The organism is uncultured Methanobrevibacter sp., from assembly GCF_946184425.1.
GTDB lineage: Archaea > Methanobacteriota > Methanobacteria > Methanobacteriales > Methanobacteriaceae > Methanocatella.
In genome coordinates, this window is the sequence record NZ_CAMHFP010000047.1 from 1 (window position 1) to 17,272 (window position 17,272).

Consider the following 17,272-nt stretch of genomic DNA (forward strand, 5'->3'; position numbering starts at 1 on the left):
ATGCTTCTTTTTCAAAGTAAGTAATCGGGAATAATTCTGTTCCTCCTTCAGTAGCGGAAGCCACAAGTTTAGGAGTGTTAATTTCATAAAATCCATTGTCATAGAAAAAGTCTCTGATAGTATGGAACATTTGACCTTTAATCTTGAATATTGCAGAAACGTTTTCTTTTCTAATATCTAAAAATCTTGAATCTAATCTGGTGTCTATTCCTGCTTTAACTTTTTCAGTAGGATCCATTGGTAAAGGTTGGTTAGCTAAGTTTAAAATTTTAACTTCTTTCGGTAATATTTCTACACCGTTCGGTGCTTTTCCTGCTTCTTGAGCAGTACCTTTAATAGCTACTACAGATTCTTTTCTTAATTCTCTTAATTCTTCTAATATTTCTTCGCCTACTTTTTTACTTGGAGCAGTTATTTGAACTCTGCCAGTCACATCACGGATGATAACGAACATGATTCCACCGAAATCACGGATTTCATGTACCCAACCCATGATGGTGACATCTTCACCAGCAATTTCAGGACTGCATTGGTTTGCATAGTTTGTTCTTCTCCAATCTTTTAATAAACCTTGCAAATTATTCACCTCGAGGTTGTAAAAAAATTAATAATAATGATAAATTTTCATTATAATTTTAATTTAGTTTTAATGTTTAATAAAGATATGTAAATTTACAATAAATTTTAAAATTACAACAAGAAACGAGAAAGTTTATTTTAAAAATTTTAAACTGCAAGAATAAGTACTGTTAAAAAACTTACAAAAAAATTTATTGTAAGATTAACTAATTTAAAAAAAATTAAATAGCTATTGGATAGCTATTCATCAAATTTACTTTTATCTAATGTTTTTACTATTTTTGCAGGAACACCCACAGCCACTTCATAGTCTCCGACATCTTTAGTAACAATGGCGCCTGCACCAACAATTGCATATTTACCTATGGTAACACCCGGAAGGATGCTTGCTCCAGCACCAATCCAGGCGCCTTTTTTAATATGAATAGGTTTGCAAAGCAAAACATTCCTGTTATATTCATCGTGGTTATTTGATAACAGCTGGACATTGGCAGCAAGCATAACATCATCTTCAATAGTAATTCCACCCCGAGCCATGGCAAGGCAATTTGAATTGATGAATACATTATTACCAATCTTTAATTTATCAAAAGCGGCACCGGAAAGAGGTGCAGTTATCATAGAACCTTCACCAATATTATCTCCAAACAACTCTTTTAAAACTTCTTCATATTCTGGAGTCATTGGCATTGTATGATTCAACTTGAAAAGAAGCTGATTTGTCCTAATAGCTTCCTGCAATTCTTCTTCGGAAATATCATCCATATCTACTCTTTCAAAATCCATACTAATCCTCTTTTAATCTTGTTTTAAATGAATTTGCATGTGCAAAAAATCCTTCATATTCTGCAATAGGAACAGAAGTCTTTGATAATTCTTTCAATCCTTCTTTTGTCAATCTTTGAACTGTTGGTTTTTTAATGAAAGCCTCTGTTGAAAGACCAGAATACATTTTAGCTCCACCACCAGTAGGCAAAACGTGATTTGTTCCAGAACCGTAATCACCTGCCGCAACCGGTGAGTAAGAACCTAAAAATATTGAACCTGCATTGTTAATGTGTGAAAGTGTTTCATCATCATCTTTAGTGGATATGATTAAATGTTCAGGTGCATATTCATTTGTAACATGAATCGCTTCTTCCATTGTGCCAGTGATAATAATTTTTCCGCTTTTGGATAATGACTGCTCAATAATTTCACGTCTTGGAGCTTCAGCAGTTAATTTAGCTACAAATTCATTAGTTTTTACAGCCAAATCCTTTGAATCAGTAACCAAAAAACAACTTGCATTCGGGTCATGTTCTGCCTGTGCCAATATGTCAGTTGCCAAAAATTCAGGGTTTGCACTGTTATCAGCTAATATTAATACTTCAGAGGGACCTGCCGGAAACTCAATATCTACTTGACCATATACTAATTTCTTTGCGGCTGTAACGAATATATTTCCAGGACCTACAATTTTTTCTACACGAGGTATTGATTCAGTACCGTATGCAAGTCCGGCAATTGCCTGTGCACCACCTACCTTATAAATTTCATCAGCCCCCGCAATATCTGCTGCAACCAAAATTGCATCCAAAATTTTGCCGTCTTTTTGAGGAGGGGTTACACAAACGACTTTTTCAACACCTGCGATTTTTGCTGGGATTACTGTCATTAGTATTGATGAAGGATAAGCTGCACGTCCTCCAGGAATATAACATCCAGCAGAGTTTATTGGTCTTACAATTTGACCTGCAATGATTCCAGGATTTACTTCAATTTCCCATCTTTCAGGAATTTGTTTTTTATGAAATTTTTCAATGTTTGAAGCAGCCTGTTTTAAAGCCACAAGTAAAGAATCATCTAATGTATCATAAGCTTCTTTAATTTCATCTTTGGATACTTTCAAATTTTCTATTGTAACACCATCAAATTTTTCAGTATATTCACGAATAGCCTTATCTTTATTATTTTTAACATTGTTTAAAATATCAGATACAGTATCTAATACCTTATTTACATCTTCTTCTGATCTTTTAATGGTTTTGGCCAAATCAATTTCTGAATAATTGAGTATTTCCATTTTAACACTACCTTAAAATAGCTCCAGTATCTGCTGAGTGAACTAATCTTTGATATAATGCCAGCCATCCTGTAACATCGCTTTCAGGGTGTTTAACATCTTTCAGTCTTTTTTCAATTTCCTCATCACTCAATTCAACATTAATTAATCTGTTGTTAATATCAATTTCAATAATGTCTCCATTTTGAATTGCTGCAATAGGACCATCTTCCATGGCTTCCGGTGAAACGTGACCTATACATGGCCCTCTAGTTCCTCCTGAAAATCTTCCATCAGTAATTAGACCTACATCTTTGATGTTCATTCCGGCAAGTGCAGATGTTGGGTTTAACATCTCACGCATTCCAGGACCGCCTTTAGGGCCTTCATATCTGATTACAACAATGTCCCCTTCTTGAATTTCATGGTCAAATATTGCTTGGGTTACTTCCTCTTCAGAGTCGTAAACTTTTGCAGGTCCTTTAAGATGCATCAAATTATCTGCAACTGCACCTTTTTTGACAACACTACCGTTTGGAGCAAGATTACCTTTTAAAATAGCAATACCACCATCTTCATGAACCGGATTATCTAACGGATGTATGACATCAGGGTTTTTATTTTCAACATTTTCTAGGTTCTCTGCAATAGTTTTTCCAGTTACTGTTAACTGGTCTGTATCAATTTTGTCACCTAATGTCTTAAGCACTGCCTGAATTCCACCTGCAAGATGTAAATCCATCATTGAGTCTTCACCTGCCGGGGAAATAAGTGCAATATGAGGAACTTCTCTGGAAATCTTATCGAATAATTCCAAATCGACATTAACACCGGCAACTTCACTAGCTAAAGCAGGAATGTGAAGTGCAGTATTTGAAGAACCACCTAAAGCCATATCCACTGCTATTGCATTGTTAAATGCTTCCTGAGTTAAGATATCTGACGGTTTGATATCGTCTTCAACTAATTTTACAATTTGACGACCGGATTCATAAGCAATCTGATTGTTTTCTTCTGTTTTAGCATGTGTTGTAGCACATGTCGGAAGAGACAGACCTAATGTTTCTGAAATGCATGCCATTGTGTTTGCTGTAAAAAGCCCTGAACAGCTTCCAGCACCAGGACAGGCACATTTTTCAAGTTCATAAACTTCTTCTTCTGACATCCTGCCTGCTGAATAAGCTCCAACAGCTTCAAAAACCGTGATTAAATCTGCAGGTTTATCATTATATGAACCGGCAGCCATTGGTCCACCAGTAACAACAATTGATGGCACGTTAACTCTTGAAGCACCCATAATCATTCCAGGAACTACCTTATCACAGCTCGGAATCAATACAAGTCCGTCAAATGCATGTCCTTTTGTCATGCTTTCAACGGTTGCAGCAATGATTTCCCTTGAAGGAAGGGAGTATTTCATACCTTCATGGTTCATACTAATTCCATCACACACCGCCATGGTATCAAATTCAAACGGAATACCCCCAGCAGCAATAATACCATCTTTTACAAACTCTACAAGGTCTCTTAAATGAATGTGACCAGGTACAATGTCTGTAAAACTGTTAGCAATACCGATGAATGGTTTTTTAAAGTCATCATCGTCCAGTCCGCAAGCTCTTAAAAGAGATCTGTGCGGCGCTCTTTGAATTCCTTTTTTAACATTATCACTTTTCATTTAATCACACATTAAATTTAATCATGAATATTTATCTTTTTCATGTCTTTTATAAATTTGTAAATGAGAAAAAATGAAAATTTAAAGATATTGTTATAGATTACCCAATTAATTTTAGAAAAATAGTTTTGATGGACCAATATAATGAAAGATACAATTAATTTAAATATAGAAGTAATAGAAAAATAATTGAATTCTTATTGGAAACTTTGATTAAATTAAAGTTAAATGTTGAGTAAAAAATAAAAAAGTATGGGAAAATTAATTTCCCATTGTGTTTAATCTAATCTTTTCTTCTTAAAGATACGCCAACTAAAGCAAACAATGCTAAAAGAACCATTACTATAGGGTTACCAGTAGCATGCATAGTTGCTGGAGTTTCCGGATTTTCTGGAGTTTTTGGAGTTTCAGGAGTTGGTGGAACAGGATTATCTCCTTTTTCAACATTGACAACTGACATATCTTTGTTGTTGCTCATGTTAGGATCAGGAGTATCACTAACTACTTCAGCAGTGTTTACAACAATTCCTTCAGACAATGCTTTACATATAATTGTTAAAACAACTTCTTCACCAACTTTCATATCACCTATAATCCATACACCTTCAAGTGGGTCAAATGTACCTTTTGAAGCCTTGGATGATAAATATTCAGCATCACCATAAAGGACATCTTTTACACGTACATTTTCAGCAGCATCAGGACCATAGTTATATACACTAATTTTCCAAATAATTTTGTCTCCAACTTTTACTTTCTCTACATTAGCATACTTAATTATTTCCAAATCAGCACTAGGAGCAACCGGTTTGTCTTTAGGTCTGGTTACATCACTGTCCCTGTTATTTGTTTTATTTGGATCGTATGTGGTAGTAGTACCTACAGCAATATTTCTGATTGTAGTGCCGGAAGTAGTTACTTGAGTTGTGATTACTAAAGTTGCGCTTTCACCTTTATTCAATGTTCCAATAGTCCAAATTCCACTATCAAATGCTCCTTTGCTTCCTCTTACTGAAAGTAATTTTAATCCTTCAGGCAAGTCATCTTCAACAATGACATCTTTCGCCGCATCAGGACCTAAGTTAATAACTGTAATAGTCCAAGTAATAGTGTCACCTTTTGTAGGTGTTGGGTTTGATACAGTTTTAATTACTTTAATGTCAGCTTCAGGGTCAACATTTGTAGTATCATTATCTTTGTTGTTGTCTGTGTTGTTATCAGGAGTAGTTGAGTTTACAACAGCAACATTGGTAATTTGAGCATTAGTAATATCCACTAATGTTGTTATTACCAAACTTATGGTTTGACCGTTTTTCAAATCGCCGATAGTCCAAATTCCAGTATCTGGATTATAATTACCGTCAGCACCTTTGAAAATCAAACCTGCAGGTAATTTATCGGTTACGGTTACACCATGAGCGTCACCAGGACCGTTGTTAGTTACAACAATAATCCAATTTATAATATCTCCTTTGCGAGGATTTGAATCAGATACAACTTTAATAATAGCCAAATCAGCACCCAACTCTTTATCTACAGTAGTAGTGTTGTTTGCTTTGTTGTTGCTTTCATTTGGATCATACACATCATTGGTTGCATTTACATAGTTGACTAATGTTACATCGCTAACATTTACCAGAGTGTTGATAGTTAATGTAGCGGATTCGCCATTGTTTAATTTATTGATGAACCAAGTCATGCTATTTGAATCGAATAAACCTTTAGTTCTAGTGTAAGATTTCAATTCTAATCCATTTGGTAAGGAATCTTTCACATAAACGTTTTCAGCTGCATCAGGACCATGATTTGTAACAATGATAGTCCAAGTGATTATTTCACCTTTAGATGTGGTTTTGTTTGATACCAATTTGATAATTTCTAAGTCAGCTTCCGGAGGAACGTAAGTAGTGTTGTTACCTGGAGTGTTATTACCCGGAGTATCAGAAGTAGCATTAGCTACATTTCTAATAGTCGCATTAGTAATATTAACTTGAGTTCTGATTACTAAACTTGCAGAAGCACCATTAGCCAAATCACCAACAATCCAAACACCAGTAATCGGATCATAATTACCATTAGCACCGTTGAATATCAAACCAGCCGGCAACTTATCAGTAACTCTTACATTTACTGCAGTATCCGGTCCTTTGTTGGTTACAGTAACAGTCCAAGTAATTTCCTCACCAAACTTAGGATTCTTATTAGATACTACTTTAACAACAACCAAATCAGCTTTAGGATCAACATCAGTAGTGTTATTACCCGGAGTATCATTACCCGGAGTATCAGAAGTAGCATTAGCTACATTTCTAATAGTCGCATTAGTAATATTAACTTGAGTTCTGATTACTAAACTTGCAGAAGCACCATTAGCCAAATCACCAACAATCCAAACACCAGTAATCGGATCATAATTACCATTAGCACCGTTGAATATCAAACCAGCCGGCAACTTATCAGTAACTCTTACATTTACTGCAGTATCCGGTCCTTTGTTGGTTACAGTAACAGTCCAAGTAATTTCCTCACCAAACTTAGGATTCTTATTAGATACTACTTTAACAACAACCAAATCAGCTTTAGGATCAACATCAGTAGTGTTATTACCCGGAGTATCATTACCCGGAGTATCAGAAGTAGCATTAGCTACATTTCTAATAGTCGCATTAGTAATATTAACTTGAGTTCTGATTACTAAACTTGCAGAAGCACCATTAGCCAAATCACCAACAATCCAAACACCAGTAATCGGATCATAATTACCATCAGAAGTGATGAAGATTAGTCCAGCAGGCAACTTATCAGTAACCCTAGTATTAACCGCTGTGTCAGGACCTTTATTAGTTACAGTAACAGTCCAAGTAATTAGTTCACCGGTTTTTACAGTCTGTTTTGAAACTTCTTTTACAACAATTAAGTCAGCTTTAGGGCCAACATCAGTAGTGTTGTTTGCTTCATTGTTTGTTTTATTGGAATCAGGAGTATCACTGGTTACATTAGCGATGTTAGTAATTGTAGTATTTGTAATGTTTACAATTGTTTTAATTACTAAACTTACAGATTTACCATTTGCTAAGTCACCAACAATCCAAAGACCAGTGGCTGGATTATAATTACCGTTAGAACCGTTGAATATCAAACCAGCCGGCAACTTATCAGTAACTCTTACATTCTTAGCATCAGATGGACCTTTATTGGTTACAGTAATAGTCCAAGTGATTTCTTCGCCAAATTTAGGGTTTTTATTGGATACAACTTTAACTATGACTAAATCAGCATCATCATTTACTGTAGTGGTATTGTTTCCTTTGTTGTTGTCAGTGTTGTTGTCCGGAGTGGATGAATTAACAACAGCAATGTTTTCAATAGTACCGTTTGAAATTTCTACAATAGTTCTGATTACCAATTTTACAGTATCATCTTTCGCCAAATCACCAATAATCCAAATACCTTTAGATGAATCATAGAAACCAGGACCGTCATGACCATTGTATCTTAATCCAGCAGGCAACTTATCAGTTACGTTTACGCCGATTGCTTTATCAGGACCGTGGTTTGTAACGATAATAGTCCAAGTTATTTCATCTCCTCTTTTAGGAGTTGCATTTGAAACCAATTTAATTACTTCTAAATCTGCAACATTGCCGAAACTAGTAGTATTGTTTGTACCGTTGGTTCTGTTACCCGGAGTGTCACTGGTTACGTTAGCAACGTTGACAATAGTCTTGTTGGTAATATTCACAATAGTGGAAATCTCTAATATTTTACTTTCACCGTTAGCCAAATCACCAATAATCCAAACACCAGATTCAGGATCGTAATTACCTTCACCTTTATGACCAGTGTAGATTAAACCATCAGGTAACTTATCAGTAACTCTAGTATTAACTGAAGTATCAGGACCGTTATTAGTTACTTTAATAGTCCAAGTAATCACATCACCAGTTTTAGTCATGTTTGCAGATACGAATTTTTCAACTACAAGGTTAGCTTTAGGTTCAACATCAGTAGTGTTGTTACCAGGAGTACTGTTACCAGGAGTATCAGAAGTAGCATTAGCAACATTTCTGATAGTATCATTAGTAATATTAACTTGAGTTCTGATTACTAAACTAGCAGAAGCACCATTAGCTAAATCACCAACAATCCAAACACCAGTATTATTATCATAATTACCATTAGAGCCTAAGAAGATTAATCCAGCAGGTAATTTATCAGTTACACGAGTGTTAACAGCAGTATCAGGACCTTTGTTAGTCACAGTAACAGTCCAAGTAATGATTTCACCAAATTTAGCATTAGGATTAGAAACCACTTTAACAACAACTAAATCAGCTTTAGGATTAACAACAGTAGTGTTGTTTGCTTCGTTGTTTGTTTCATTAGGATCATATACATCATTGGTAACATTCACATAATTTACCAAAGTTGTGTTTGATACATTTACTAAAGTATTTAAGGTTAAAGTCTGTGATTCGCCTTTAGCTAAAGATTTTATATACCATGTCATAGTATTTTGATCAAACATTCCTTTGGTTACTGAATATTTGTTTAATACTAAACCAGTAGGCATTTTATCTCTTACATATACTTCTAATGCTGAATCAGGACCTTTGTTGGTTACAACGATAGTCCAAGTAATTACATCACCTTTTTGAGCGGTTTTGTTGGATACCAATTTGATGATTTCAAGGTCAGCTTCAGGGTCAACATCAGTAGTGTTGTTTCCTTTGTTGTTGTCAGTGTTGTTATCTGGAGTAGTGGAGTTTACTACAGCAACATTTGTAATAGTAGCATTAGTAATGTTCACTAAAGTTTTAATGTTTAATACAACTCTAGCACCATTAGTTAAATTACCAATAGTCCAAACACCAGTTTCAGGATTATATTTACCATTTGAATCATCAGTTTGATAGATTAATCCTTTAGGTAATGTATCATTTACATATACATCAACAGCATCATTAGGACCGTTATTAATTACAGTTATTGTCCAAGTAATATTTTCACCGAAGTGAGGTTTTTTGTTGGATACTACTTTAATAACTTCTAAATCAGCTTCAGGTCTAACATTAATTGTATCATTGTCAGTGTTGTTTTCAGGGTTTGGATCGTATGTATCACTATCCACAACAGCAATATTAGTAATGTTAGCATTAGTTACATTCACTAAAGTTCTAATAATTAAAGTAATGCTGGATTGATTTGTCAAATTTCCAATAGTCCAAATACCAGTATTATGATTATATGTTCCATTACCATTATCTGAAATCCAAACTAATCCTTTTGGCAAGGTATCATTTACATATATATCTACAGCATCGTCAGGACCATTATTCTTAACTGTAATAGTCCATGTAATTTCATCATTAAATTTAGGAGTGCTGTTTGATACTGTTTTAATAATACCCAAATCAGCTTCGTGACCTACATCAATAGTAGAATTATCTTCATTGTTTGTTAAGTCAGGATCAGGAGTTTCAGAAGTTACATTTACAGTGTTAGTGATTACTTCTTCGGATACCTCTACAGTAGTTACAATATATAATACTCTGCTTCCACCATTTTCAATGTCGCCAATAGTCCATATATTAGTATCTTTATCATATGTACCGTTACCACTAGCATTAACAAATGTTAAACCATTTGGTAAAATATCAATAGCAAATGCATTTATAGCAGCATCAGGACCTTTATTTACTACAGTAATAATCCATGTAATGTTATCCCCTTTCTTAGGACCGTGATTATCTACAGTCTTATCAATAGCTAAATCAGCCATTGGATCAACATCAGTAGTGTTATTAGCTTCATTGTTTGTAGTATCATTGTCCGGAGTAGTTGAATTTACAACAGCAACATTGGTAATAGTTGCATTGGTAACGTTTACTCTGGTTGTAATAGTCAATGTTACAGTTTTATCAATTCCTAAATCACCAATTTGCCAGATTCCTTGAGCATAATCATATAATCCCACACTAACTTTGTGAGTCATATAAATTAATCCAGCAGGCAAAGTATCATTTACAACAACATTTCTTGCGTTGTTTGGACCGTTATTGTGAACAGTTATAGTCCAGGTAATAACATCCCCATATTTAGGAGTTTTATTTGATACGATTTTTGTAATTTCCAAATCAGCAATAGCCGGTACATCAATAGTTTCATTGTCATAGTTGTTAGTCAAGTTAGTATCATAGGTTGAAGTGGTTACATTTACTTCATTAGTAATTCTACCAGTGTCAACAACTTGAGTAGTAATTGTTAATTCATACCTTACACCAACTTCTAAAGTACCAACATTCCATGTATTTGAAGTGTGACTATAAGTTCCTTTACCTCCAGTTGGAGGGGCATTAGATACATATCTTAATCCATTTGGCAATACATCGGTTACAACTACATTTTCAGCAACATTTGGACCTGCATTATAAACTGTAATAGTCCAATTTACATTATCATATTTGTTAGGAGTGAAGTTGCTTACTCTTTTGATTACTTGTACATCAGCTTCAGGAGGTACGACAGTACCATTTTCAGCACGATTGTTTGAAGGATTTGGATCATCAGTATCAGAAGTTACAACAACTGTATTGATAATTGTTTGATTAGTTTTGATAACTTTGGTGTAAACTTCCATGTATTGGGTTTCACCTACAGCCATATCACCGATATCCCATCTTCCAGTAACACCTTCGTGGGAAATTTGCCCTTTGGATACATGTGGTTGTTTTGTTTGTTGTAAATCATTAATAGGCAAGTAATCAATTAAAACAACATTTTTAGCTACATTAGGACCGTAATTAGTAACTCTAATAGTCCAGGTAATTTCATCACCATAGCGGGAAGTTTGACTGGATACCAATTTAACTACACCAACGTCAGCTTTGGTAATTACTTCAGTGTAGTCTTCATCAAAGTTGTTTGTTGGATCACCGTCATTTGGTGCATATACAGTAACATTGTTTGTAATGAAACCATCATACACAGTAACTTCAGTGTTGATAGTTAAGGTTACAGATTGATTTTCTGCTAAATCACCAATAGTCCATCTTCCGCTTCCAGGCATATATTCACCTACATCAGCAGTTGAGACAACATATCTTAATCCTGCAGGTAATTTATCAATTATATATACACCAGTTGCATCGTGAGGACCATTGTTGGTAACTTTAATAGTCCATGTAACAATAGATCCATGAGAAGTGGTTCTATTGGATACAGTTTTTACAACAGTTACATCAGGATAGAATTCAACAGTTTCATTGTCTTCATTGTTTTCTGGAACTGGATCAGGAGTAGTTGAAGTTACATTAGCTGTATTTGTAATGTTTCTACCATAAATAGTTACTCTAGTAGGGATAATTAATTTTACAGGTCTTTCAACTTCTAAAGTACCGATTGTCCAGGTACCAGTATTTCTATCAAATCTTGTTGGATAATCTGGAATAGCAAGACCATATTGTTCTAATCCGTATGGCAATATATCTTTTACAACAACATCAGATGCGACACTAGGACCATGGTTGATTACAACAACAGTCCAGTTAATGATATCTCCTTTACTTACTTGAGGAACAGATACTGTTTTGATAATTTCCAAATCAGCATTGTGAGTTACATTAACAGTTGCATTTACTTCAGGTAAATCCCATACGTTCATTGTGTTGTTCCAAAGACCTTCTTCTAAAGCTTTAGCTTTAATAGTTATTTTAGCACGAGTACCAGCAGTAATATTGGTAATATACCAGATTTGCTGATCGCCGTAGTTAATGTATCTAACAAGATCAGCACCTTGCAATTCATATTGACCGAGATATCTAATTCCTTGTGGAAGAGTATCTCTAATTTGAATTATTTGAGTATAATCAGAGCTACCAGTGTTGAATACTCTTAAGTAGTATTCTAAGTTTTCACCAGCAGAAACATTGGTTACATTAGCTTCTTTTGTGTAGTATACATCTACATGAATAGTTTTGTTATCTACATTGTTGGATAAGTTCCAGTCTCTTTCTGCGGAAGTAACATTAACGACATTGTCATAAGTACCTAATTTTGTAGTTAGAACTGTTAATGTTAATGTTTCAGATCCGAGATGTGGTAAGAATCCAATATACCATTCATTATTTACAGAGTCATAAGTTCCTTTAGTAGCAGTATAGCTAACAAATTTCAAAGAATCAGGAAGAATATCTTTTACTCTAACATCTGTTGCATTGGTTCCAACACCACTTACCCTAATGGTAAATGTTGCATTTTCACCAATAATGTATACATCCTTGTCACTTGTTTTTGTTACACTTACATCTACATTAGGAAGAATAGTGAATTTAGTAGAGTTAGAAATATATGTATAAATATCATCGTTAGGGTGCTCTGCAGTTAATGTATAAACACCTGGGTGGAATTGACCATCAGACATGTTTTCTTTAGTAATTGGGAAAGCAACACTACCATACATATTAGTCTTACCAGTGTATTCGAAAACTTTACCATCTTTAAAAGTAATGTTAATGTTTACTACTTGGTCATCCTCACGAGCATCTTGGTAAAGATATTTACCGCCTTGACTGTTTCCAACACCTTTAACAGGGTGAAGTTCTTCAGGAGTTGTGGTTTTAATACCAGTTGGGTATAATTCTGTTGGTTTTAAAGTGTATGTAACATTATAGAAATAAATTTCATAAATACCACGATCATTGTAAATAGCATTAATAAGATTATCACCTGCTACAAGAGTTACATTTACTAAAAATTCCATATCTTCAGACCAGTATGCTTCAGGAGGTTTAGCTTCTGTGAATAGGAAATAACTCCATGCCTGATTGTTTTCAAATAAATCATCATTTAAAACCAAGTCATCTCCTCTGTTATATATTGCAGAACCGTTACGTGCAGTGTTATGTTTGAATTTAGAGTATGATATCTCATTATCCTTTCCGTCAATATATATTGCACCACCTAATCCATAATCTGGATTGGTAGAACTAGGAATAGCATTGTTTTCTCTGAATTCTGAATTTAAAATTCTTGCATTATTTCCAATGGTGTGAATTGCACCACCATGCATTGATGCATTGTTTCTTCTGAATATGGAATCGGAAATATAGGTACGGTGCCCTTCTACATAAATACCTGCACCACCATGCTCTGCATAGTTGTCTTCAAAAGTGGAATGTGTACAGCTGAAATCATCACCTTCAACATATACAGTACCCATTTCAGACTCATGTTTAGTAAAATTTGAACCTTGAACAGAAGCATGATGTCCTTCTACATAAATTGCTGCACCTTTACCGTTTAAAGCAAAGTTATCATCAAAGGTACAGTCAATTGCACTGTTATAGTTACCTGTGATATGTACTGCACCACCTTCTTCAGTACCTGTGTTGTTGTAGAAATAACAATTTTTCATAGTGTTATGGTGACCTTGTGAGTTATCACCATCCAAACCGTGAGTAATTCCTCCAACCATGAATGCTGCACCTTGTTTAGCACTATTATTTTCAAATTTACAATTTTCAACATTCAGGAAATCCTGACTGGAACCTAAAGCTCCACCCCATTCGGTAGCTTCACAATTTTTAAAGGTACAGTTAATAATATTACTGTGATGATTTTCACTAAGACCTGTTCCGTGTAAATAAACTGCCCCTCCTACACCTGAAGTACAGTTATCAAAAACACAGTTTGTGATATTTGCAGTATTACCCGGCAATCCTGCAACACAAATAGCACCGGAATGTCTTTTTGAAGAACAATTTACAAAATAACAGTTGTTAAAATTGGAACCGTATGTAACAATCATTACCCCAGTTTCAAAATCTTCTTCATGAGGGTCTGCAGGCATTAATGAATGACAGTTTGTGAAATTTACATTTTCCAAATTACAGTACCTAACAGCGAAGTCACATCCTTTATCAGTTATAACATTATCAAAAGCGACATTTTTTAAGTTACAGTAATCTACTGAAGTACCCCAACTAGTGTGAAGATTGGATATTGTTAAATTTTCCAAAATACAATTTTCAAATTTGTAATTTGTAAGATAAGAATTTCCATCCAATGCACCATTAGCTATAGTAATTTTCTTACTGAAGGATATTTGACCTCCAAATCCATAGATTGTTTGATTCTGCAAGTCAATTATATCTCCATCACGAGCATTACTGATTGCAGTTCTGAGATCTGAAAAGGTATTTCCATATACATATATGGTGTCACTTAAAACATCTTCTTGATTTGAGGCTCCCAAAACAGGACCTACTTTTTTATTCTCTCTTAAAGATTCATTTTTAATAGAATCAGTACTTTTTAGATTGTCTGAACTAGATGTGATGTCCATAGTTTGATCGATTTCTGTATTGTCAGACGTTTCTAAATCTATTGTTTCAACTTCCTGAACTGTTGGTTCAACAACTGAAACAACCTGTTCATGTGGAACTTGAGTAAAATCGCTTGATGTAATATTGCCAATATTTTCAGCTGCAGAAACTGCACCTATTGAAAAAATCATTGCAACAATTAAAGCGATTACTAAAAGTTTCGCATTAAATTTCATGTTTTACCTCAATTATGTTTAATTATTTTAAACTTTATTTATTTGAAGAAAAACTTGCATACGAACTATTATATTATATATTTAAAATAAGAATTGAATTATGAAAGAAGTATACAATGTATACTAAAAAATATTATCTTTTTAATCATATATAAAACTTTCTAAAAAATACCGAAAAATAGTGTATAATTAACAATATAATAAATTAAAATAACTAAATTCAATCAGCCATATGAAAACCATTTTAGCGATTTAAAATAACTGACTTGATAAAATTTACCAATAAATCCTGATCAACCACAAAAAATCATGAGATAATGATTTGAAACAAATGATTTGATTTATAGTTATTTAATCTACATACTATTGTTTTATTAATATATCAGATAAACCACTGACAAGGTTAAATTTTACAATAAATTCCTAATAAATGATAGAAATTTTTCAATATATTCAACAATAAATTACCTGGAAATTAATATGTTTCTACAAAATTTTCCATAAATTGTCCAGTAGCAATCAACAAATTACCACCAAAAAAATATCCAACATCTAAAAAATCACGACAAATAAAAGCATCAAAACAAGGAGTAAATTTTAAACAAAAAGAAGTAGTTACAAAAATGATTAAATTTTCATCACCAATGACAGAATTATCAATACTGAAAACAAAATCACTTGTAATTTTATCCGCACAGATAACTATCTCAATATCATCATCCAGCATTATGTTATCTGCAGAAATAATTTGGAAATCCTGATTGATTAAAAGATCATTTTTTAATTCTAAAACTTTAATTAAGTTACGTTTAAAAGTATGTGTTTCATCATTTGTAGTTCCTGTGTTTAATTCCTTAATTAAAACTATATTATCAATATCCTTGAATTTAGAAATAAAAATTGAACCTTGATTAATAATACCAATATTTTTTATTGTCACTTCTTCAACACTATTCTCACTAACGTCATTATAATTTACATTATCAGAAATGTTTTCACAATTTATGACAGAAATTTCTTCACTAATAGAAATTTCATCAATGACATCAGGAGTTTCTACAACAGAACAATCAATAGGTTCTGGAATTATAATAGCATCACTTTTTTCTTCAATTTCACAAGACTGATCTTGAATCGGAATATCTTTATATACATCTTCAATTTCATCTTCAACATCAGAAATAACTGATACGTCATGTTGAGCATCTTCAATTTCAATTGAATCTGACTCTTCGACAACGACTTCCTCGCTTGGAACTTCATATTCAATGAAAAAAGCTTCACTAGATTCCTCTGCTGCAATAGCAGGGATTAATACTAAAACTAACATTAATAATATAGATAATTTTAATATTCTAGATTTGAAGTTCATTGTCAGCACCTTTCATATTCATTTCATTTTTTCTTATATAATAATATTGTATAACAATATTTTTCTCACAGTTATTACTGATAATAATTTTCGCAACTACCTCAAATAATAACTGATGTTATGTAATTTTTTAATCATATATATACTTTACAAAAAAACATTAAAATTTATCTGAATTATACAATTTGATATCTATTTGATAGTTATTGTTGATTATTTCAACATATTGAATAAAAATAGAAATTATTGAAAAATAATCAATTAATGTAAATAATATTCAATGTTTAAATAAAATTACATTATGATTTTATAACAGTGTTTAGATATGTGTTATTATAGATAATCTATTTGTAAAATATATTGTAAAACTAATTCTTATTTAATAGAACAAATATAGTAATATTATGGGAACATTAGAAAAGATGAAAATTTTAACAGATTCAGCACAATATGACCTTTGTGATTATGTCAGTCATAATAAGAGTTCACAAGTTAATCTGCCTGGAATTTATGAAGCAATAGGGCATAATGGATGTAAAATTCCTCTTTTCAAAACTCTATTATCCAACAAATGCAAAAATGACTGCAAGTATTGCATCAACCAATCAAAAAGAAACTTCACCAGATTAGAGCTTTCACCTGAAGAACTTGCAAAAGCATTTCTTGGATATTACAATAGAGGACTAGTCAACGGACTGTTTTTAAGCTCAGGCATTTCAGGTGATGTAGATGAAACCATGGAAAAACAGGTTGAAACTGTCAGCATATTAAGAAAGAAATATGGGTATGATGATTATATTCACTTAAAAGTTGTTCCCGGAGCAAGTAAAGATTCCATTAAAAGAGCAATGGCACTAGCTAATAGAGTCAGTATCAATATTGAAGCTGCAACACCATCAGGACTGGCTGAATTATCATCTACAAAAGACTATAATAAAGATATACTGAAAAGATTATCATGGATTAATAGTCTACATAACAATAGTACAACATATCCAAATTCTACCCATACCACACAATTGATTGTCGGTGCAAACG

General features: G+C 33.3%; 7 protein-coding genes. 1 reads left to right on the forward strand and 6 read right to left on the reverse strand.

The window, feature by feature from the left end; translation table 11 throughout:
- The 6 genes from Q0P94_RS09175 to Q0P94_RS09200 form a co-directional block, all read right to left on the reverse strand.
- A partial coding sequence (locus tag Q0P94_RS09175; RefSeq protein ID WP_295115883.1) for an OB-fold nucleic acid binding domain-containing protein occupies window positions 1-577 on the reverse strand: 577 nt, incomplete at its 3' end.
- A 242-nt stretch (window positions 578-819) separates the two neighbouring features.
- The gene (locus Q0P94_RS09180) at window positions 820-1,365 is read right to left on the reverse strand and encodes a DapH/DapD/GlmU-related protein (RefSeq protein ID WP_295115885.1); all 546 of its coding nucleotides are present in this window, start codon (window positions 1,363-1,365) and stop codon (window positions 820-822) included.
- Between the two features lies 1 nt (window position 1,366).
- Complete coding sequence (gene hisD, locus Q0P94_RS09185) at window positions 1,367-2,644, reverse strand: histidinol dehydrogenase (protein ID WP_295115887.1); 1,278 nt, start codon at window positions 2,642-2,644, stop codon at window positions 1,367-1,369.
- 7 nt (window positions 2,645-2,651) lie between these two features.
- Complete coding sequence (gene ilvD / locus Q0P94_RS09190) at window positions 2,652-4,301, reverse strand: dihydroxy-acid dehydratase (protein WP_295115889.1); 1,650 nt, start codon at window positions 4,299-4,301, stop codon at window positions 2,652-2,654.
- 283 nt (window positions 4,302-4,584) lie between these two features.
- On the reverse strand, window positions 4,585-14,862 hold the full coding sequence (locus Q0P94_RS09195; RefSeq protein WP_295115891.1) for a CARDB domain-containing protein: 10,278 nt from the start codon (window positions 14,860-14,862) through the stop codon (window positions 4,585-4,587).
- A 475-nt stretch (window positions 14,863-15,337) separates the two neighbouring features.
- A complete protein-coding gene (locus tag Q0P94_RS09200) occupies window positions 15,338-16,234 on the reverse strand; it encodes a hypothetical protein (RefSeq protein ID WP_295115893.1) in 897 nt (298 codons plus the stop codon).
- A 404-nt stretch (window positions 16,235-16,638) separates the two neighbouring features.
- On the opposite strand from Q0P94_RS09200, the gene Q0P94_RS09205 reads away from it, so the two are divergent.
- The coding region (locus Q0P94_RS09205; protein WP_295115895.1) for a radical SAM protein at window positions 16,639-17,272 on the forward strand (634 nt) is incomplete at its 3' end.

What these genes read in the sequence shown, in the direction of transcription:
- Q0P94_RS09180 (WP_295115885.1), bottom strand. Translation starts at nt 1,365, where the DNA reads ATGGATTTTGAAAGAGTAGATATGGATGATATTTCCGAAGAAGAATTG.
- hisD (WP_295115887.1), bottom strand. Translation starts at nt 2,644, where the DNA reads ATGGAAATACTCAATTATTCAGAAATTGATTTGGCCAAAACCATTAAA.
- ilvD (WP_295115889.1), bottom strand. Translation starts at nt 4,301, where the DNA reads ATGAAAAGTGATAATGTTAAAAAAGGAATTCAAAGAGCGCCGCACAGA.
- Q0P94_RS09195 (WP_295115891.1), bottom strand. Translation starts at nt 14,862, where the DNA reads ATGAAATTTAATGCGAAACTTTTAGTAATCGCTTTAATTGTTGCAATG.
- Q0P94_RS09200 (WP_295115893.1), bottom strand. Translation starts at nt 16,234, where the DNA reads ATGAACTTCAAATCTAGAATATTAAAATTATCTATATTATTAATGTTA.